The sequence below is a fragment of the Planococcus sp. 1R117A genome (genome assembly GCF_051417975.1).
Taxonomy (GTDB): Bacteria; Bacillota; Bacilli; order Bacillales_A; family Planococcaceae; genus Planococcus; species Planococcus shenhongbingii.
In genome coordinates this window covers 400779-418925 of sequence record NZ_JBPRLO010000003.1, presented here as the reverse complement: position 1 = coordinate 418925, position 18147 = coordinate 400779, and the positions used below count along the sequence as shown (strand labels likewise).

General features: G+C 42.5%; 23 protein-coding genes. 18 read left to right on the top strand and 5 right to left on the bottom strand.

Features of this window, described 5'->3' with window-relative positions; translation table 11 throughout:
- Positions 1-46 precede the first annotated feature (46 nt).
- The 7 genes from cyoE (at position 47) to ACSFXN_RS11810 (ending at position 6697) form a co-directional block, all read left to right on the top strand.
- Entirely contained in the window at positions 47-964 is a 918-nt protein-coding gene (cyoE, locus tag ACSFXN_RS11840) for a heme o synthase (RefSeq protein ID WP_437150309.1), read from the top strand.
- Between the two features lie 51 nt (positions 965-1015).
- A complete protein-coding gene (coxB, locus tag ACSFXN_RS11835) occupies positions 1016-2113 on the top strand; it encodes a cytochrome c oxidase subunit II (protein ID WP_437150308.1) in 1098 nt (365 codons plus the stop codon).
- 34 nt (positions 2114-2147) lie between these two features.
- On the top strand, positions 2148-4034 hold the full coding sequence (gene ctaD / locus ACSFXN_RS11830) for a cytochrome c oxidase subunit I (RefSeq protein WP_437150307.1): 1887 nt from the start codon (positions 2148-2150) through the stop codon (positions 4032-4034).
- Positions 4021-4647 carry a cytochrome (ubi)quinol oxidase subunit III gene (locus tag ACSFXN_RS11825; protein ID WP_437150306.1) on the top strand — a complete coding sequence of 209 codons (627 nt, stop codon included), beginning with the start codon at positions 4021-4023 and terminating at the stop codon, positions 4645-4647. The genes ctaD and ACSFXN_RS11825 overlap by 14 nt, the downstream gene beginning before the upstream one ends.
- 1 nt (position 4648) lies before the next feature.
- Positions 4649-4981 (top strand): cytochrome c oxidase subunit IVB, encoded by a 333-nt coding sequence (ctaF, locus tag ACSFXN_RS11820; RefSeq protein ID WP_437150305.1) that lies wholly within the window; start codon positions 4649-4651, stop codon positions 4979-4981.
- 306 nt (positions 4982-5287) lie between these two features.
- Entirely contained in the window at positions 5288-6211 is a 924-nt protein-coding gene (gene ctaG, locus ACSFXN_RS11815) for a cytochrome c oxidase assembly factor CtaG (RefSeq protein ID WP_437150304.1), read from the top strand.
- 24 nt (positions 6212-6235) lie between these two features.
- The gene (locus tag ACSFXN_RS11810; protein WP_437150303.1) at positions 6236-6697 is read left to right on the top strand and encodes a DUF420 domain-containing protein; all 462 of its coding nucleotides are present in this window, start codon (positions 6236-6238) and stop codon (positions 6695-6697) included.
- 213 nt (positions 6698-6910) lie between these two features.
- On the opposite strand, the gene ACSFXN_RS11805 is transcribed toward ACSFXN_RS11810, so the two are convergent.
- A complete protein-coding gene (locus tag ACSFXN_RS11805; RefSeq protein WP_300989699.1) occupies positions 6911-7276 on the bottom strand; it encodes a YugN family protein in 366 nt (121 codons plus the stop codon).
- Between the two features lie 141 nt (positions 7277-7417).
- On the opposite strand from ACSFXN_RS11805, the gene ACSFXN_RS11800 reads away from it, so the two are divergent.
- Entirely contained in the window at positions 7418-8485 is a 1068-nt protein-coding gene (locus ACSFXN_RS11800) for a CAP domain-containing protein (protein WP_437150302.1), read from the top strand.
- Between the two features lie 4 nt (positions 8486-8489).
- Here ACSFXN_RS11800 and ACSFXN_RS11795 read toward each other — a convergent pair whose 3' ends face one another.
- The gene (locus ACSFXN_RS11795) at positions 8490-8975 is read right to left on the bottom strand and encodes a PaaI family thioesterase (protein WP_300989697.1); all 486 of its coding nucleotides are present in this window, start codon (positions 8973-8975) and stop codon (positions 8490-8492) included.
- 74 nt (positions 8976-9049) lie between these two features.
- Here ACSFXN_RS11795 and ACSFXN_RS11790 point away from each other — a divergent pair, with 74 nt between their 5' ends.
- Positions 9050-9496 (top strand): YlbF family regulator, encoded by a 447-nt coding sequence (locus tag ACSFXN_RS11790; protein ID WP_301854721.1) that lies wholly within the window; start codon positions 9050-9052, stop codon positions 9494-9496.
- Positions 9497-9541: 45 nt separating this feature from the next.
- On the opposite strand, the gene ACSFXN_RS11785 is transcribed toward ACSFXN_RS11790, so the two are convergent.
- Positions 9542-10459 carry a glycerophosphodiester phosphodiesterase gene (locus tag ACSFXN_RS11785; RefSeq protein ID WP_437150301.1) on the bottom strand — a complete coding sequence of 306 codons (918 nt, stop codon included), beginning with the start codon at positions 10457-10459 and terminating at the stop codon, positions 9542-9544.
- A 252-nt stretch (positions 10460-10711) separates the two neighbouring features.
- Here ACSFXN_RS11785 and ACSFXN_RS11780 point away from each other — a divergent pair, with 252 nt between their 5' ends.
- The gene (locus tag ACSFXN_RS11780; protein WP_300989694.1) at positions 10712-10984 is read left to right on the top strand and encodes a YlbG family protein; all 273 of its coding nucleotides are present in this window, start codon (positions 10712-10714) and stop codon (positions 10982-10984) included.
- On the opposite strand, the gene ACSFXN_RS11775 is transcribed toward ACSFXN_RS11780, so the two are convergent.
- A complete protein-coding gene (locus ACSFXN_RS11775) occupies positions 10985-11365 on the bottom strand; it encodes a DUF7147 family protein (RefSeq protein ID WP_300989693.1) in 381 nt (126 codons plus the stop codon).
- 82 nt (positions 11366-11447) lie between these two features.
- Here ACSFXN_RS11775 and rsmD point away from each other — a divergent pair, with 82 nt between their 5' ends.
- Genes rsmD through ACSFXN_RS11760 form a run of 3 tightly spaced genes read left to right on the top strand, consistent with a single transcriptional unit; the run spans position 11448 to position 13576 of the window.
- Positions 11448-12023 carry a 16S rRNA (guanine(966)-N(2))-methyltransferase RsmD gene (gene rsmD / locus ACSFXN_RS11770; protein WP_437150300.1) on the top strand — a complete coding sequence of 192 codons (576 nt, stop codon included), beginning with the start codon at positions 11448-11450 and terminating at the stop codon, positions 12021-12023.
- Entirely contained in the window at positions 12016-12495 is a 480-nt protein-coding gene (coaD, locus tag ACSFXN_RS11765; RefSeq protein WP_300989691.1) for a pantetheine-phosphate adenylyltransferase, read from the top strand. The genes rsmD and coaD overlap by 8 nt, the downstream gene beginning before the upstream one ends.
- Positions 12496-12550: 55 nt before the next feature.
- Positions 12551-13576, top strand: a complete 1026-nt coding sequence (locus tag ACSFXN_RS11760) for a SepM family pheromone-processing serine protease (protein WP_437150299.1) — start codon at positions 12551-12553, stop codon at positions 13574-13576.
- Here the strand turns inward: ACSFXN_RS11760 and ACSFXN_RS11755 are convergent.
- The gene (locus ACSFXN_RS11755; protein WP_437150298.1) at positions 13564-14763 is read right to left on the bottom strand and encodes a nucleotidyltransferase; all 1200 of its coding nucleotides are present in this window, start codon (positions 14761-14763) and stop codon (positions 13564-13566) included. The genes ACSFXN_RS11760 and ACSFXN_RS11755 overlap by 13 nt on opposite strands.
- Before the next feature lie 127 nt (positions 14764-14890).
- On the opposite strand from ACSFXN_RS11755, the gene ACSFXN_RS11750 reads away from it, so the two are divergent.
- The 5 genes from ACSFXN_RS11750 to ACSFXN_RS11730 all read left to right on the top strand — a co-directional run bounded on the left by ACSFXN_RS11750 (position 14891) and on the right by ACSFXN_RS11730 (position 18142).
- A complete protein-coding gene (locus ACSFXN_RS11750) occupies positions 14891-15424 on the top strand; it encodes a YceD family protein (protein ID WP_300989688.1) in 534 nt (177 codons plus the stop codon).
- Between the two features lie 24 nt (positions 15425-15448).
- Entirely contained in the window at positions 15449-15625 is a 177-nt protein-coding gene (gene rpmF / locus ACSFXN_RS11745) for a 50S ribosomal protein L32 (protein WP_300989687.1), read from the top strand.
- A gap of 83 nt (positions 15626-15708) precedes the next feature.
- Entirely contained in the window at positions 15709-16461 is a 753-nt protein-coding gene (locus ACSFXN_RS11740; protein ID WP_437150296.1) for an enoyl-CoA hydratase/isomerase family protein, read from the top strand.
- A 119-nt stretch (positions 16462-16580) separates the two neighbouring features.
- On the top strand, positions 16581-17930 hold the full coding sequence (locus ACSFXN_RS11735; protein WP_437150295.1) for an acetyl-CoA carboxylase biotin carboxylase subunit: 1350 nt from the start codon (positions 16581-16583) through the stop codon (positions 17928-17930).
- A complete protein-coding gene (locus tag ACSFXN_RS11730) occupies positions 17927-18142 on the top strand; it encodes an acetyl-CoA carboxylase biotin carboxyl carrier protein subunit (RefSeq protein WP_300989684.1) in 216 nt (71 codons plus the stop codon). The genes ACSFXN_RS11735 and ACSFXN_RS11730 overlap by 4 nt, the downstream gene beginning before the upstream one ends.
- Positions 18143-18147: the final 5 nt, after the last annotated feature.

The window sequence follows — 18147 nt, the reverse complement described above, 5'->3', positions numbered from 1 at the left end:
TAATGGTTAGCGGAATATGCTTACAACTTTGAAAGGAGGGGGTTATATGTCAAACAGCCGGTCTTTGTCTGCGGAAACTCATGAAACTGCGGAAACGGCCACATTCCTGAAAGACTTTCTCGCGTTAATTAAAATCGGAATTGTGAATTCTAATTTAATAACCGTGTTTACAGGATTGTGGTTAGCGTTCCAGTTTTCCGACAGGCATTTCCTGCAGGAATTGGACATCCTCGTCTATACGTTGGTCGGTTCTGCATTTATCATAGCTGGTTCAGCTGCGATGAATAACTACATAGACACAGATATCGATCCATTGATGGCGAGTAAGAGGGCGCGTCCAACTGTAACAGGAAGATTTAAACCGTCTGCTGTCTTAGCACTCGCTTTGAGTTTCATGGTTATAGGCGAAATATTATTGTTCTCTGCATCTGTTTCTGCTGGCGTTTTAGGAATCGCAGGAATCTTGGCTTATGTAGTCCTCTATTCCATGTGGTCCAAGAGAAGACACGTCAGCAATACAATAGTAGGGAGCATATCGGGAGCAATCCCGCCGCTAATCGGTTGGGCAGCGGTTGAGCCTGCGCTTGGTTCAGGTGCATGGGCATTGTTCTTGATTATGTTTATTTGGCAGCCGCCACATTTTTATGCACTGGCTATGAAGCGCACTGAAGAATATCGTGCAGCGGGCATTCCAATGCTTCCAGTGGTAAAAGGCTTCCACCGCACAAAGAAATCTATGCTTGCATGGATTTTGCTGCTGTTCCCTCTGCCATTCCTGTTAATGGATCTCGGAATAAGCTTCATCATCTTGGCTACATTGCTCAATATCGGCTGGCTGGTACTTGCCATTCGCGGGTTTAATGTAAAAGATGATTTGAAATGGGCAAAGACAATGTTCATCTACTCACTGAATTATATGACCATCTTATTTGTGTCGATGATTATTTTTGCCGTCTTTGTCTAGTTTCCAACATTGCAGAAAAATTTTAAAAATGAGAGCGGGGTATGAAAAGCTATGATTAAAGGGCTCAAAAAATGGCGCCTTTTCGCGTTGATGACTGCACTAGTCGTCTTTCTTGCAGGGTGTGGTAGAGCAGAAATCTCTACATTAATACCAGCCGGTAAAGTAGCTCAAGATCAATTCAATCTATTGATTTTGTCTACTATAGTAATGGCCTTTGTCATTATTGTTGTAACAATTATTTTTATTTTGGCAATTGTTAAGTTCAGACGTTCTAAACTGGGAGATGATCTTATCCCAGAGCAAGTTGAAGGAAGCGCAAAACTTGAATTTTTATGGACTTCTATTCCAATCGTTTTGCTTTTGATTCTTGCTGTCCCAACAGTGTATTCCACATTCGATTTAGCGGATGTTTCTTCAATGGATGTTCAAGCTGAAGAAGGCGAAGGCATGACCAACTTGACAGTCAATGTAACAGCTAAATTGTACTGGTGGGAATTCGAATATCCGGAGCAAGGAATTGTTACTGCTCAGGAATTAGTCGTTCCTACAAATGAAAGAGTTTACTTTAACTTGATTGCAGCGGATGTAAAACACTCTTTCTGGATTCCATCCATTGGCGGTAAATTGGATGCAAACCCTGAAAACGTAAACACATTCTACTTGGAATTTGACCAAGAGTCTTCTGAACTGGAAGACGGCGTCTTTTACGGTAAGTGTGCGGAGCTTTGCGGACCATCCCATGCGTTGATGGACTTCAAAGTTAAAACAATGGAACGTGCAGATTTTGATGCATGGGTAACGGCTATGCAAGAAGAAGCAACTCCTGCTGAAGGTGCACTTGCACAAGAAGGAGAACAGCTTTTCGGAGCTGATGGCGCTGGCTGTATCGCTTGCCACGCAGTTTCAGGTTCAGGAGCAGGCGGCGTTATGCAAGGACCGAACGTAGCAACTTTCGGAGACCGCAACCGTGTAGCTGGTTTCATGGAACATAACGAAGAAAATCTTAAAAAATGGATTGCAGATCCACAACAATACAAACCGGGCAACTTAATGCCTGATCCAGAGGCTTTGAACGACGGAAAACCATTTACAGAGCAAGAGCTTGATGCGCTTGCAGCTTACTTAATGTCTTTATCCGTTGAAGAGTAAAAGAATCGGAGCTTAAAAAAGGGAGGTTTACACTGTGAGTTCTATTGCTCAGAAAAGGGGCTTAGGTGCTGCCATTTGGGACTACTTGACAACAGTAGACCATAAAAAAATCGCACATCTTTATCTCGCTTCAGGAGGATTATTCTTCCTGATCGGTGGTATAGAAGCGTTGTTGATCCGGATCCAGTTGATGAAAGCCGGAAATGATTTCCTAAGTGCTGGAACATATAACGAAGTATTGACGATGCACGGGACCACGATGATTTTCTTGGCAGCGATGCCAATATTGCTTGCGTTTATGAATGCTGTCATGCCTTTGCAGATTGGCGCACGTGACGTAGCATTTCCGTTCTTGAATTCACTTGGATTCTGGTTATTCTTCTTTGGTGGAGTCTTCCTGAATCTTTCATGGTTCATGGGCGGTGCACCAGATGCAGGGTGGACGAACTATGCGTCGCTCGCGCTCGCATCGGAAGGCCATGGTATTGACTTTTATACACTCGGGTTGACGATTTCCGGTTTCGGTACGTTGATTTCAGGTATTAACTTCTTGGTTACCATCATCAATATGAGAGCTCCTGGCATGACTTATATGAGAATGCCGTTGTTCACTTGGACGACTTTTGTAGCTTCAGCTTTAATTTTATTGGCGTTCCCTCCATTAACAGTAGGTCTTTTCTTTATGGTATTTGACCGCATGTTTGGAGCTAATTTCTTTGATGTAGCTTTAGGCGGAAATACAATCATTTGGGAACATTTGTTCTGGATTTTTGGACACCCAGAAGTATACATTTTGATCTTACCGGCTTTCGGTATTTTCTCTGAAATCTTTGCGATTTTCTCACGCAAGCGCTTGTTCGGTTACACGGCACTAGTGTTTGCAACAATCCTAATTGGTTTCTATGGTTTCATGGTTTGGGCTCACCATATGTTTACAGTTGGTTTAGGACCTACAGCTAACGCAGTTTTCGCCTTAGCGACTATGATTATCGCAGTTCCTACAGGAGTCAAAATCTTCAACTGGCTATTGACCATTTGGGGAGGCAGCATCACTTTCACAACTCCAATGCTATATGCGATCGGATTTATCCCATCATTCGTAGCAGGTGGAGTAACAGGAGTCATGCAGGCTATTGCTCCTTTGGATTATCAACTACACGATTCCTACTTTATCGTTGCGCATTTCCATTACGTTATTGTCGGTGGGGTTGTACTTGCGATTTTCGCAGCTACACACCTTTGGTGGCCGAAAATGTTCGGTACAATGCTTAACGAAAAGTTGGGTAAAATCACTTTCTGGTTCTTCTTTATCGGGTTCCATTTAACATTCTTTATCCAGCATTTCTTAGGTTTAATGGGTATGCCACGCCGCGTCTTCACGTTTGGATCTGATCAAGGCTGGGACTTGTTCAACGCGATCAGTTCTGTAGGTGCTTTGTTCATGGCCATCGGTGTTATTATAATGCTGGTCAACGTTGTAATTACTAGCATTAAAAACGAACGTGTTGGAAATGACCCGTGGGAAGATGGCCGTACACTTGAGTGGGCGCTTCCATCACCACCGCCATTCTATAACTTTGCACAAACTCCTCTAGTGCGTGGACTTGATACGTACTGGATCGAGAAAATGGAAGGCAACAAAGAAGGCATGATTTATGCTGAACCTTTAGAAGAGATTCATATGCCGAACGGTTCCATTATTCCTGTAATTATGTCATTCGGCTTATTCGTTGCTTCATTTGGTGCGCTATACCATCTTGATGGCGATAAAGCCTGGGCTCTTCCAGTGTTAATTCTAGGATTAGTGATCACTTTCGGTTCTATGATGCTTCGTTCATTGAAAGATGATCTTGGATTCCATATCTCTAAAGCAGATTTGATCAAAGATGTTAAAGGGGGTAGCACAGATGGATCTAAATAAAAAATATACCCCGCAAACATGGCCGGATCATCCTGAAACAGCAACAATGGAAGGTAAAAATAAGTTCGTCGGCTTCTGGCTTCTTCTGGCTGCTGAAACTGTAACATTCGCATCTTTATTCGCTACTTATTTGGCGTTAAAAGATAAAGGGCCAAGCGGCATGGATTTTACGGCTTCTGGACTGTTTGAACTTCCACTTGTGTTTGCGATGACAATGATACTTTTAACGTCTTCTTTGACAAGTGTTTATGCAATGTACCATATGAAGAACCATAACTTTAAAGCGATGCAAGCTTGGCTCATGGTAACTGTTTTACTGGGTGCAACTTTCCTTGGATTAGAGATTTATGAGTTTAATCATTATGTCCATTTAGGTTTCGGCTATACGCATAGTGCTTTCAGTTCTGCATTTTATACATTAGTCGGAACACACGGAGCCCACGTTTTATTCGGGCTATCATGGTTCATTGCGTTGATGATCCGCAACTCAAAACGTGGATTAAACACATACAATGCACCTAAGTTTTATCTTGCTGCATTATACTGGCATTTTATCGACGTAGTATGGGTGTTCATCTTTACTGTCGTCTATTTGATGGGAGTGATCGGTTAATATGGCACACGATACGCAGACACATGTTAGATCACGGGCAGAATACGAATTCGTACGGCGCCAACGAGCTAAAGAGATGCGCAATCATCTGACGTCTTTTGCAATCATGATCTTCTTGACATTGATTTCATTTACGGCAGTAGCAGCTGATTTTTCACCTTACTTAATCACGCCAATCATCCTGTTATTGGCAGCTGTTCAAGTAGTGCTTCAGCTTTATCACTTTATGCATATGAGCAATAAAGGCCATGGCATGGTCGCGTTCTTTATGTTCAGCGGAATGTTTGTAGCGTTCATCACGATTCTTGCATTAGTGACAATCGTTTGGTGGTAATAAGATGAAAACCCCGTTTGCCTTAAGGCAAACGGGGTTTTTGCATCTAATAGGAAATGGCAGCCTTATAAATGAATGACTGGCCCTTGTTTCTCTTCTTGTTCAATTTTATCGCTAGAGCCCTTCACGATTGTTTCGGGCTGGCTGGAGGCGGCAAAGAATGCTATTTTAGTAAAGTTCCAATACTTGTTGAGCGGAACAAGGCGCGATAGGTTTTTCTTTCCTCAATTGTCATAGTTCGTTCATTGATATACCAACGGGGGCGCTATATAATGAGGGTACTTAAGAAAAAGGAGGTATGCTGGCATGCCGATCAGTATATTCGGGTTTCAAGCATTATGGAGTCCGGTTTACTTAGGAGTTCTCGTATTAATTACGGTCTTATATTTTTTAGTAACAGTAAAATGGAGACACAAGTTTAAAAATAGCGAGCCTCTAAAAACGAAGGAAGCTATGCTGTTTGTTTCAGGAATAGCATTATTGTACGTGATAAAAGGTTCGCCAACAGATTTATTGGGACATATTATTTTTACTATGCATATGGTTCAGATGGCGTTTTTGCTATTGCTTGTGCCGCCATTGATCATTATGGGTATTCCAACTTGGTTATGGAGAAAATTCATTGACTTACCGGTTATTAAACCCTTATTTATGTTCTTTACAAAGCCAATGCTGGCTTTGATTTTGTTCGGAATGGTATTTTCGTTTTACCATATCCCGATGGTTTTTGATTTTGTAAAATCAAGTTCATTGCTTCATGCTGCAGTCAATATTGTACTGTTTGTTTCAGCGCTGTGCTACTGGTGGCCGGTCGTCAATAATTTGGAAGGCGCGCATAAATTCCATGGCTTGAAGAAAATCGGTTATTTGTTTGCGCTAAGCGTTTTAATGACTCCCGCTTGTGCATTGATCATTTTCAGCAGCACTCCTTTTTACGCCACTTATTCAGACGGAGAAGCATGGTTGCAGGCTATGGCTTTATGTGTTCCGATGGGAACGCTTTCCCAGCTCAATTTATCGGGGCCAGAACTATTTACGACCATGTCCACTGTTGAAGACCAGCGGACTGGCGGCATTGCCATGAAAGTACTGCAGGAGCTGGTTTTCTCTGCATTCCTTTGGATGGTTTTCTATGAATGGCTGAAAAATGAAAACGATAATGCTGATGAAATTACAGCGAAAACTCTGCAAGATAGAAAGAAAATGGCTTTTCACAGACATAATGCTTAACGAAGTTAAAGGAGATCCTATTAAATGAATTTGCCCCTATTACCGACAATCAGTACATTTTTCATCGTATTAAGTGCAGTGCTTGTGGCGATTGGCTGGTATTTGATCCGCCGCCGCAATATTGAAGCACACAAAAAAGTTATGCTGGGAGCAGGCGCTGCTGCGTTAACTTTCTTTATCATTTACATGTCCCGCACCATATTTATCGGTAATACCGCTTTCGGAGGGCCGGATGAATATAAATTAATCTACACTGTATTTCTGATCTTTCATATATGCCTGGCCACTACGGGCGGAGTTATGGGCTTAATTACGATTTGGCTTGGACTGAAAAACCGTTTAGAGAAACACAGAAAGTTTGGGCCAGTCACAAGTGTGATTTGGTTTTTCACAGCGATTACAGGCGTTATAGTCTACCTTTTGCTTTATGTCATTTATGATGGCGGACACACTACGTCTGTCTTTAAAGCAATACTTGGAGGATAAAAAAAGAACCTTTTCAGGTTCTTTTTTTATTTTCCTTAAATTCTACAGTCGGCCAAGAGAGGGCAATGCTAATCTGACGTCAAAGCAAGGTAATCTCGCTCATAAGCAGCACTAATGTTAAATGAGTAACAAAATCTAATGCTATTGAATTAGCAGGCAAGAGCAGGCATTGAGCAAATAAAGAACCGCAGTTCAATTTGAACTGCGGTTCTTTTATGCTTTGATTTCAAAAGCGGCGATTTCTGTTTTGATGGCTTTTAATACTTCCGCGCATGATTTAACTAAATGCTCCGGAAAATGCTCATCTTCTCCATATTCTACACCATGTGGATAATAATGTTTGCCTACTACAGGCTTCATCAATTTGACTACTGCATCGCCGGCGTCAATGTCGCCTGCTACTGCAAAGCCAAATACCCGCAAGTAGTAAGTGCCTTCGCGAACAATGAATTTGCGGTCGTATGTAACACGCTCATAATCCCATTGGCCTTCTTTAGTTAAGCCATGACGGCTCATAATGTCATCAAGTAAAGTAAAGTCTACCCGAATGTTCTCTAGTCCTGTATTTTCAAAATACATAGGATCTCCTCCTCGATATCAAACTGACTAAATGCTTCTTTAATAATAGATGAAAAAACGAGTTGTTGCAATGGCTAGATTGTGTCAGAATACAGACGGCTGTTATAATTGTTTAAATACGACTTTAAAGGAGCTGTTCGATTGAAAGACCTATTGCGGATAATGATTTTTCTATCGATTATTCTAATCGTATTTTTCTATTTTGATTCTTCCATCGAAGAAAATGAAATATTGGAAGCGCCGCAGACCCAGGATCCTCTTCCTGCACAAGACTTAGTGGAAAATCCGCTTGATGTAGAAAGGCCTGTAGAAGGGCTCTCCACTTATATTGGAAATCCAGCTGAAGATTGGCTGGTAGATTACGGTGAACCTTCCCGCATCGAACCTTCTGCTTTTGGCTATGAATGGTGGGTCTATGATGCTTCTTATTCCAATTATATATTGGCTGGGGTTAAGGATGGTAATATTGTCCAGGTTTATACAGCAGGTACAGCAACCAATGCTGCCCCTTATAAAATTGGGCAGACGTTGGATGATTTATACCGCTTCACGATTATCGAAAATGAGATAACGGTAAAGTATGGAACTAGCATTTATACTTTCAGCCTTAGTGCAGATGATGTGAATAAACGGCTCCTAATCAGCTTTGATGGAGTTTATGCTCAACTATATATAGATGAGGAAGACCGGACATTAGAAGCAGTCCGCTTTATGGATGCAGAAACACTGATCAGGCATCAGCCGTACGATATGATGTTTTCTGGCGATTTATTGCCGGTTATCACTCCTTCGTCGAGTCTGCAGCAGTCTATCGATGAAGCGAATGCTAAACAGATTATTGACCTTACCAATGTTTACCGGCTGCACCATCAGAAAAACCCGCTGTCTGTCAACCCGTCAGTCAGCATGTTGGCTAAAGAGCACAGTCAAAATACAGCCAAGAAAAATTTTTCTTCTGAAGAAGAAATTGAACTTAAGAGTTTGGATGAACGCTTGACCGCTGCAAATATTGTATTTGAAGAGGGGGCAGAGAATACGGCGACTCAGTATTCTGATGCTGCTGAAGCTGTTCATGGATGGATCAACTCGTCGAGCCATCGGGAAACTTTATTGTCCAGCCGCTTTAATCAGATAGGGGTAGGGGTGTACGGCAAATACTACACTCAAAATTTTTTGAGGCAAGAATCGTCAAATAGTGAGCAGCAATAAGGATTCAGCGCTTTTTCGGAACGATGAAAAAAGAGCCGGTTGCTGTTGCTATATGCTTGCCGTCCTGCTGGAAGATATTTCCTTCCACTACCATCGTGTGGCTGCCTTGTCTAATTAACTTGGCATCTGCTTGTATGATTTCTTCCACAGAGACTGAAAGGTAGTGGATCGTTATATTGGTAGTGACTGCGGAATATCCATCCGGGCATTTACTGTTTGCTAATGTCCCCATAGCTGTGTCCAGCAATACGGCTAAAATGCCTCCGTGAGGGATGTCGATATTGTTGTGGATAAAAGGAGTATTCGGTATACTGACAACACTGGAATTCTCATCTGTCTCCCGTTTCATGTTCAAGCTGGCACTCAAGTAAGTATTGAACTCTCCGTGTTGTTTTTTTTCAAAGTTTTCAAGAAAATCTCCTAATATTTTCAAGTCTTCTAAAGAGCTATTATCAACAATGCGCTGAAATTGCTTAGATAGATTTTTCATTAAACCATTCCTTTCAATATGTATGAAACTGGGAGTATTTCTGCTATGATAAAACCGTAGAGGAGGAATACAATATGTTTATGACCTATGAATGGGTTCAAATCACAGACTCTGCAGAAGAGTTAAGCGAAATGATTTTACAATCAGAGCAGGTTGAGCAATACCAAAAAGCTTATCATGCTGTTTATAATGATAAAAATCTTGCCGAAGAAATTTATGCCTTCACAAGATTGAAAGAACAATACGAAGAAGTTCAAAGGTTTGGCAAATACCATCCCGAATACAGCCGGGTGATGAAACAGATCCGCGTGGATAAACGGCGCCTGGATCTGAATGAACAAATAGCGTCGTTGCGGCTTGCTGAAAACGAACTTCAGGATCTAATGGACCAAGTCAGTTTCATCATTGGAAGATCGGTGTCTGAAGCAGTTAAAATACCTTCAAGCAATCCTTTCTTTTCTTCGGACTCTTCTTGCGGCGGAAGCTGCGGAACAGGCGGCGGCTGTTCCTGCTCAGCCTAAATAAACCCTATGAAAAAATGTGCAACGATGTCGTTGCACATTTTTTTATTGCTTTTGGTTTTCCAATTCACTGATGACTGAAATCGCAATATCCGGGCGATCAGTGACAATGCCTTGTGCGCCTGCTTCAATCAAAGCATTCATTTCTTCTGCAGTATCGATCGTCCAATAATGGACAGGAATGTTCAGATTTGATAAGAATGCCATAAATCGCGGCGAATCAAGCCTGAACATTGATGAACGGACTGGAATTTGAAAAACATCCGCACGAGGATTATACAAATGGCCAAATTGGCTGTTGTAAGCGGTATACGCTTTTTTCACTTCATTTTGGCCTGCTCCGATCGCTACTCGGTTTTGGGCATATAGATTGAAACGGTCGATTTGTTCATCAAAAAAACTGGTGACCACTACTCGGTTGTGCACTCCAAGCGAATCAATCAATCTCCATAACTTAGAAGGAACCAGGCTGCCTTCATAAGTTTCAGGAGAGTCTTTCATGTCAATATTGATATACATCTCTGGAAACGCTTCGAGCAATTCACGAAGCAACACGATTTTTTCGCCTTTGCCCCGGTAAGAATGTTTGCCCGATTGATCGAGAAAATGATAGCCTAAATCAAATTCCTGCAAGTCGTTAAGCGTCATTTCTGCTACACGACCGGCTCCATCTGTTGTCCGGTCGAGGTATTCGTCGTGAAAAACAAGGATTTCCTCATCTTTTGTTAAACGGATATCGATTTCAAATCCATGGACTCCAAGTTCTGCAGATTTTGAAAATGCTGCCATCGTATTCTCGGGAGCAATGGCGGCGCCGCCACGGTGAGCAAGGACAATAGGGTGGTCGTAGCCTAAAACTTCTTTCCCCGGTCTTATCTGAGGATTTACCAGCGCTTTAGAGCCAGCCCAAGCAGCTGCGCCCACAGCGACCGCAGCGAGTCCGATTTTTGTCTTTTTTCCCATATGAATGGATAACCCCCTCAAAAATAAAGCTAAAGTTATTATAGCGAATTCCAATATTTATTGTTAGTTTTATCCTGTTTTAACCGGGAGGAGATCTCTTCAAACCTGGAAGCCGGCCGTTCGGGGAAAACCTAGCAATGTTGCACAGATCAAAAGCCGAATCATACAGCTTCGGTCCAAAGTTTCGTTCTCTCTGGTTGCGGCTTTTTTCTTTCCTATGGTATTCTAGAAATTAAGAAAAGAGGGATAGTTATGCGTGATCGCCAGGGCCTCATTGTTTATGTGCATCATTTAAAACAAGCCAAATCACTAAGAAAATATGGGCATGTTCATTTTATTTCACGTAGACTGAAATATGTCGTTCTTTATATGGACCAGGAAGTTATTGAGAGCACAAAAACCAAATTATCAAAACTGCCGTACGTCAAACAAATTCTTGAGTCACAGCGGCCGTTTTTGAAAACCGAGTACGAAAATGCAAAGCCGGATAAGGCGAAAGAATATGATTATAAAATTGGTTTATAATTACTGCATAGGCGGAATATAATGATTTAATCTTAGAATCGCTATCAGATGGCTAAAGTAAAATTTCTTCTCGGCATAGGCTGAAGAATGTTTTACATCCATTTTAATGGGTTGATGGCCAAGCTGTTTAACGGTTTCTTCAAATAAACCGAGCCTTTTAGAGTTTTCCGGTATTCCTTCCCGGCATATGTAAATTGGCATGAAGCCGCCTTCTTCGGCTGGTTCGAATGCCGCTGCAACAGATAGCACCGGCTGGCCTCCTTTGGTTAAGGAAACAAATATAAAGCCATGCTTAAAACGGTTTGAATTTGTGGTGATCAGTTCACGGAGCTCATATAGGTCTCCGTATCCTTCTCCTAATTCGATAAATCGCTGAATCATAGGGTCACGTCCTTTCCAATTAATATTTTACCATTATGCAGGTTTAATTCATAAGAAATTTTAGCAAATAAGAGGCGATAGAATGCGTGTTGTAGCAGGAACAGTAAAAGGCCTTCCGCTCAAAGCGGTGCCAGGCACTTCAACAAGGCCGACGACTGACAAAGTCAAGGAATCCATTTTTAATATGATTGGCCCGTTTTTTGATGGAGGCAATGCCTTGGATTTATTCGCTGGGAGCGGAGGAATGGGCATTGAAGCTTTGAGCAGAGGCATTGATAAAGTGATTTTCACAGATAAAGACCGCAAAGCGATTGAAACGATCCGGGCGAACCTGGAAAAAACAAGGCTGACAGATCAAGCGGAAGTATACAAAATTGATGCTGAACGAGCACTTAAGGCGATTAAAAAAAACAATCTGCAAGCACGCTTGATGTTTTTGGATCCGCCTTATCATATGGAAAAAGCATATGAGCTGATGGATAAAGCAGCAGAACTTGGAATCATGACGGAGGATTCCATCGTAGTATGTGAACACGCCAAAGAAGTAGAACTCGGCGACCGCACAGTTTTTTTTGAACGATTTAAAAAAGAACTTTATGGTGCCACCGTCATTTCAATTTATCGATTTCAAGGGGAAGAGGGAGAAGAATTTGAGTAAGATTGCAGTAGTGCCAGGAAGTTTTGACCCTATTACATTGGGGCATCTTGATATAATTAAAAGAGCTTCAACCATTTTTGATGAAGTTAAAGTAGTGGTTATGAACAATTCGTCAAAAAAGCCGCTTTTTAATGTGGAAGAACGCCATGAATTGATTTCCAAAGTTACCGATTCAATACCCAATGTAAAAGTGGATTCTTTCTCTGGCCTGCTTATTGATTATGCGAGTGAAGTGAAAGCGAATGCCATCATTCGAGGGCTTCGGGCAGTTTCAGATTTTGAATATGAAATGCAGATCACTTCAATGAATAGATTTTTGAACGAAAATATCGAAACTTTGTTCATGATATCAAATAACCAATATTCATTTTTAAGCTCAAGCATCGTAAAAGAAGTTGCGAAATACGGTGGGAATATCAGTGAATTAGTGCCAAGTGCAGTGGAAGAGGCATTAAAGCAGAAATTCAAATAAGTCACGTTTAACGTGGCTTTTTGTTATTGGCTGCCAATTCGGAAAGGAGCAGCAAATGAAAAATAATAAGCTGATTGTGCTGGTAATAGTTGCCGCATTGGCTGTTTTTTTATCGACTTACCAAATGAACTTATATATTACACGTCCGGGCGGAGCCTATGAGCTAAGCCCGTTAGTGAATGTGGACGGCGGAGATGACGATGATCAAGGAAGTTTGAGTTTGATGACGGTCTCTATGCTGAATGCTACGCCGACTTTATATCTTTTCGCGCAATTCCAGGACGGTTATAAGATATTAAAACCGGAAGAAGTGCGCAGTCCTCACGAAAGTGACGAAGAGTATAATGTTCGGCAGCTGAAATTGATGTCCGATTCTCAAGTGAATGCATTGCAAGTCGCTTTTGAAGAAGCCGAATTGCCTTATGAACTTGATAATAAGGGTGTTTTTGTTATGAACGTGCTTCCTGGTGGAGCCGCAGATGAAATTTTAGCTCCCGGAGATCAAGTGCTGTCGATTGACGGCAACGATTTTGAAACTCAAAAAGAGTTTGTGGATTATATATCCAGCAAAAATGATGGCGATAAAGTGGAACTGGCTTTTGAACGGGAACAGCGGAAAATCACTGAAACCATTGCATTAGCACCGCTGCCGACTGATCCGGAAAGGATCGGACTAGGAATCACTTTTGTGGAAAACAAAGAAATAAAGACAACTCCCGATGTAGAAATCGATTCAGAAAACATTGGAGGACCTTCGGCAGGATTAATGTTTACGCTTGAAATTTTAAATCAATTGCTTGAGGAAGATATTACAAAAGGCTATAACATTGCGGGGACTGGAACCATGGCAGGCACAGGGGAAGTGGGAAGAATTGGCGGCATTGACCAAAAAGTGATCGCTGCCGACAATGAAGAGATTGATATTTTCTTCGCTCCAGCCGATGAAACAGAAGGAGCTTCAGCATCCAATTATGATGTAGCCAAAGAAACGGCGGAAAATATCGGGACTGATATGGAAATCGTTCCGGTTAAGACCATCGACGACGCTATTGAATATTTGAAAGAGCTTCAGCCGAAATAAAGCGGAGGCGAAGTGAATTCTTTCTTCAAATCTTTAGCTCCTATTCCAAGCAGATACATGGAACTGGCATGAATATCGAGTTTCCCCATCGGGTCCGTTAAATTAGCGGCGCGGCTGATGAGGGGAAGCCCGATATTCTTTTTTTGCTGATTTAAATAACGCTTACCGTTTTCAGACATTCCCAGTAAACGCAGATAAGAAGGGGTTTGGAAAGACCGGAGCTGGTCCCATGTAAAGCCGGTATAAATATGCGTCAGCATGCGCTGGACACGCGTCCGGGTAAAGCGTTTCGATTTGACGCGGCCGATAAACCCTTCAAATTCATGCTCTTTTGCAGCTGCTTCAAATATTAAGTTTTCAATGCCTTCGGTCACCTCGGAAAAACGTTTTAACTGAGCTGGGCGCTCTTTTAAGATGCTATAACGCAGTATAGGATAGAATTGCTCCCAACTGCCGAATGCATGATATTGCCGGTTGAATTCCTGTAAGCCTAGGAGAGAAGGCACAGGCATGTAATTCGCTATTTCTTTCATGGAACCTTCTTCGAAAAATGCTTGTCGTATGCCTGTAGCACTGGCAATGGTTAATCCTTTATCAATCGGATCATGGTAATTTGCAGCAATGCGCTGAATTGTATATGGGCGCATAGGAGAACCCATTTTTTTTGCTTCTTCTATGTAATGATAGCCCAGAATATTATTGGGCTGTGTCAAGTCGGCGTATCCATCGTTATTCCCGGTTAAGGCATTATAAGCTCTATTCATAGCTTTGGGGTAGCTGATGCCGGTTTGGACGGCTTCATGGATCTTTTGTTCATACTGCTCCCGTTGTCCATTCAGGAGCTCGTACGTACGAAGAAAAGGATGGATAGCGCCTTGTTCACTGCCGAAGCAAAAAGATTCGCAGCCTATGGCAGAGAGCAGAGCAATGGCGCCTTTTGCAAAATCCGATGCTTGGGCAGTAGCGTAAACATAGGGAAGTTCAATGACAATATCAATGCCGTTCAATAACGCCATTTCTGTCCGAGTCCATTTGTCGGCAAACGCAGGTTCTCCGCGTTGAAGAAATTGGCCGCTCATAACAGCGATGATCACATCAGCGCCTGTTTCAAGTTTGGATTGCTGAGCATGGTAGAGATGGCCGTTATGGAAAGGATTGTACTCAACCACGATGCCTGTAGCTTTCATTTCTATCCCTCCTTTGGTAAACTTTAATAACAGTATACCGATGTTGGGATTGACCTGACAAGATTTTATCTTGACATCCATTTCTGTGCATTATATAATCAACTTTGTTGTCTTAGAGGTGATACTTATGAAAATGGCGATTCAACAGCTTCAAAAGCATCGCAAAGACGGAATGCCAATTGACGAAATCGTCCATTTGGATGCAGTGAAAAAACGCAATAGCGATATTCGTGAAATTTCACCTGTACACGTCACAGGACACTGCACGATTGGTTCACAACAAATTACGTGCCAGCTTCATCTCAAAGGGATGCTAACGCTACCTTGTGCACGAACTTGGGAAGACGTTGAATTTCCTATTGACATTAAATCGGTTGAAATTTTCTCATGGTCTGAAAAAGACCGGGATACAAAAGACGATAATGTTCACATGGTGGCCACTGAAACAATTGATCTTCAGCCGGTACTGGAAGAACTGATTCTGTTGGAAGTACCGATTCAAGTGTTCAAGGAGGACTCTGAAGAAACCGTTATAACTGGCGGCAACGACTGGTCCTATTCAACTGATGAGCAAGTGGAAGCCGAGAAAGAAGACGCACAACCAAAACCGGATCCAAGACTTGCTGATTTAGCCAAGTATTTTGATCAGTCAGATGAATAGAATCATTGTAAGGAGGTGTCACCGATGGCTGTACCAGCTAGAAGAACGTCCAAAACCGTTAAAAGAAAACGCCGTACACATTTCAAATTGTCATTGCCGGGCATGGTAACTTGCCCAAGCTGTGGCGAATCGAAATTGGCTCACCACGTCTGCAAAGCATGTGGATCATACAAAGGGAAAGAAGTAGTAGCAAGCAAATAAAACAGTATTTGCTGCTAAAAGGCTATTGAGAGGCCATGGCTCTCGATAGCCTTTTTCTCTATCCAAAAATAAGGAGTGGTAAGATGTCGTACAAAATTGAAATGGCAGAAGGGATCATGACTTTTACGATAGATCGGCCAGAAATCCGAAATGCCATTAATGATGAAGTCATGGCAGGACTTGAAGAGCTAATAAAGAAAGTACATAATTCGAATCCGCGTGTTGTGATTATTACCGCAACCGGAAGCCGAGCTTTTTGTTCAGGAGGCGACTTATCGGTTTTTCATGAACTGAAAACAGAAGAACAGGCTTATCCGATGTTGAAACGGATGAGTGAAGTGCTTTATTCCATTAAAACTTTGCCTGTGCCGGTAGTCGCGCTGGTAAATGGAGCGGCAGTCGGCGGAGGCTGTGAAATCGCTACAGCATGCGATTACAGGCTGGTATGGGAGCACGCGAAATGCGGGTTTATTCAAGGGACACTTGCGATGACAAGCGGCTGGGGTGGAGGCACTTATTTATTTGAAACTTTGCAGCATGACCGTGCGTTGAAAATGCTGAGCGATGCTAATGCCCTTTCAGCGGAACAGCTGTTTGAAATTGGCTGGGCGACAAAAGTGGTCAAAGATCAGGCCGACATCGAAGAATTTTTCCAATCCATGAAGAAAATTCGGCCGGAAGTGCACCGCGCATATAAAGAAGTCGCCGTCAGAAAATGGCGATTGAACGGCCTCAAAGACCGTGTAGAAGCAGAAGTGCGGCATTGCGCCGAGCTTTGGGCCAAAGATGCACATCATGAAGCCGTCAATGATTTTTTAACAAAACCTAAAAAGTAAGACTTCCGAATTGCGGAAGTCTTTTTTCAATTTATAAAAAAATTTCACCAATAGTTGAAATCGCTTACAAAAGTCGTATATGCTAGAGAAGGGAGAAAAACACAGGGGGTATTTCTTATATGAATAAAATCCTGATTGCGAACCGAGGCGAAATTGCACGGCGGATTATCCGCACATGCAATCGGCTTGGCATCGAAACGGTTGCCATTCACTCTGAGGCTGATGGGGATCTGCCTTATGTCAGTGAAGCAACCGAAGCTGTCTTAATCGGACCAAATCCGGTCGTACAATCGTATTTGCAAGTAGACAAGATTATTGAAGCGGCAAAAACGCATGGAGCAGAAGCCATCCATCCAGGATATGGACTGCTGTCCGAAAATGCTGAGTTTGCCCGAAAAGTGGAAAGAGCAGGATTGATCTTTATTGGCCCAGCCGCTGATATCATGGAAAAAATGGGCGATAAAATCGAATCCCGCCGGACGATGATTCAAGCTGGTGTTCCGGTAGTGCCGGGAACAGAACAAGGAGCGGCATCTCTTGAGGCAGCCTTGGCAGAAGCGGAAGCGATTGGTTATCCAGTTATGCTGAAAGCCAGTGCTGGAGGCGGAGGCATCGGCATGGTGCGCTGTGATGATGAGCAAGCGCTCAGTCAGCAATTCGCTTCTGTAAAAAATCGGGCCAAAGCTTATTTCGGCGATGATGTCGTTTTTTTGGAGAAGTTTGTACCAAACGCCCGGCATATCGAAGTACAGATATTTGGGGATCAACATGGTAATATCGTTCATTTGTTTGAGCGGAATTGTTCCGTCCAGCGGAGAAACCAAAAAGTCATTGAAGAATCGCCATCACCTCATTTGCCGCAGGAAGCCCGTGCCCGTTTGTGTGAAGCGGCTCTTAAGGCAGGCCAAGCGGTCGGCTATACAAATGCCGGAACGGTTGAGTTTATCGTTGATGAAAATAATGACTTTTACTTTTTAGAGATGAATACCCGGCTCCAAGTGGAACATCCAGTCACCGAACAAGTAACTGGTTTTGACTTGGTCGAATGGCAGATAAACGTTGCGAAAGGGGAAAAGCTGCCATCGCAGGACAGCATCCAGTCTACCGGGCATGCAATCGAATACCGGATATATGCAGAAGATCCAAAAACCTTCTTCCCTTCGCCTGGTACGCTTCAGACAATTGAATGGGGGGAAGGCGCCCGAATTGAATCAGGTTATGAACAAGGCAATAGCATCACTCCTTTTTATGACCCGATGATTTCAAAAGTAATTATTACGGGCAGTGACCGGGCAGAAGCTCTTCGGAAATCACAGAATTTTTTCAATCATGCTACAATAGTGGGAGTAAAAACCAATATTCCGTTATTTAAAGAGTTTATTGAATCCCAGGAATTTGCAAGCGGAGAATACGCAACATCTGTATTGCCGACATGGCTCGAAAAGACAAAGGAGGAACAAGGATTATGAAAGAATTGAAAGCATCGATGGCAGGAACGGTATTGAATGTTTTGGTTGCAGAAGGTGAAGCGGTAAGTGCAGGGCAAGCAGTTGTCACAATCGAATCGATGAAAATGGAAATTCCAATTGAAGCCGAAATCAGCGGTACTGTTGAGAAAATTCATGTAGAAGTCGGCGGATTTGTCAACGAAGAAGAAACATTGATTACACTTGGTGAATAAGAAAG

What these genes read in the sequence shown, in the direction of transcription:
- cyoE (WP_437150309.1), top strand. Translation starts at nt 47, where the DNA reads ATGTCAAACAGCCGGTCTTTGTCTGCGGAAACTCATGAAACTGCGGAA.
- coxB (WP_437150308.1), top strand. Translation starts at nt 1,016, where the DNA reads ATGATTAAAGGGCTCAAAAAATGGCGCCTTTTCGCGTTGATGACTGCA.
- ACSFXN_RS11825 (WP_437150306.1), top strand. Translation starts at nt 4,021, where the DNA reads ATGGATCTAAATAAAAAATATACCCCGCAAACATGGCCGGATCATCCT.
- ctaF (WP_437150305.1), top strand. Translation starts at nt 4,649, where the DNA reads ATGGCACACGATACGCAGACACATGTTAGATCACGGGCAGAATACGAA.
- ctaG (WP_437150304.1), top strand. Translation starts at nt 5,288, where the DNA reads ATGCCGATCAGTATATTCGGGTTTCAAGCATTATGGAGTCCGGTTTAC.
- ACSFXN_RS11810 (WP_437150303.1), top strand. Translation starts at nt 6,236, where the DNA reads ATGAATTTGCCCCTATTACCGACAATCAGTACATTTTTCATCGTATTA.
- ACSFXN_RS11805 (WP_300989699.1), bottom strand. Translation starts at nt 7,276, where the DNA reads ATGTATTTTGAAAATACAGGACTAGAGAACATTCGGGTAGACTTTACT.
- ACSFXN_RS11795 (WP_300989697.1), bottom strand. Translation starts at nt 8,975, where the DNA reads ATGAAAAATCTATCTAAGCAATTTCAGCGCATTGTTGATAATAGCTCT.
- ACSFXN_RS11790 (WP_301854721.1), top strand. Translation starts at nt 9,050, where the DNA reads ATGTTTATGACCTATGAATGGGTTCAAATCACAGACTCTGCAGAAGAG.
- ACSFXN_RS11785 (WP_437150301.1), bottom strand. Translation starts at nt 10,459, where the DNA reads ATGGGAAAAAAGACAAAAATCGGACTCGCTGCGGTCGCTGTGGGCGCA.
- ACSFXN_RS11780 (WP_300989694.1), top strand. Translation starts at nt 10,712, where the DNA reads ATGCGTGATCGCCAGGGCCTCATTGTTTATGTGCATCATTTAAAACAA.
- ACSFXN_RS11775 (WP_300989693.1), bottom strand. Translation starts at nt 11,365, where the DNA reads ATGATTCAGCGATTTATCGAATTAGGAGAAGGATACGGAGACCTATAT.
- rsmD (WP_437150300.1), top strand. Translation starts at nt 11,448, where the DNA reads ATGCGTGTTGTAGCAGGAACAGTAAAAGGCCTTCCGCTCAAAGCGGTG.
- ACSFXN_RS11760 (WP_437150299.1), top strand. Translation starts at nt 12,551, where the DNA reads ATGAAAAATAATAAGCTGATTGTGCTGGTAATAGTTGCCGCATTGGCT.
- ACSFXN_RS11755 (WP_437150298.1), bottom strand. Translation starts at nt 14,763, where the DNA reads ATGAAAGCTACAGGCATCGTGGTTGAGTACAATCCTTTCCATAACGGC.
- ACSFXN_RS11750 (WP_300989688.1), top strand. Translation starts at nt 14,891, where the DNA reads ATGAAAATGGCGATTCAACAGCTTCAAAAGCATCGCAAAGACGGAATG.
- rpmF (WP_300989687.1), top strand. Translation starts at nt 15,449, where the DNA reads ATGGCTGTACCAGCTAGAAGAACGTCCAAAACCGTTAAAAGAAAACGC.
- ACSFXN_RS11740 (WP_437150296.1), top strand. Translation starts at nt 15,709, where the DNA reads ATGTCGTACAAAATTGAAATGGCAGAAGGGATCATGACTTTTACGATA.
- ACSFXN_RS11735 (WP_437150295.1), top strand. Translation starts at nt 16,581, where the DNA reads ATGAATAAAATCCTGATTGCGAACCGAGGCGAAATTGCACGGCGGATT.
- ACSFXN_RS11730 (WP_300989684.1), top strand. Translation starts at nt 17,927, where the DNA reads ATGAAAGAATTGAAAGCATCGATGGCAGGAACGGTATTGAATGTTTTG.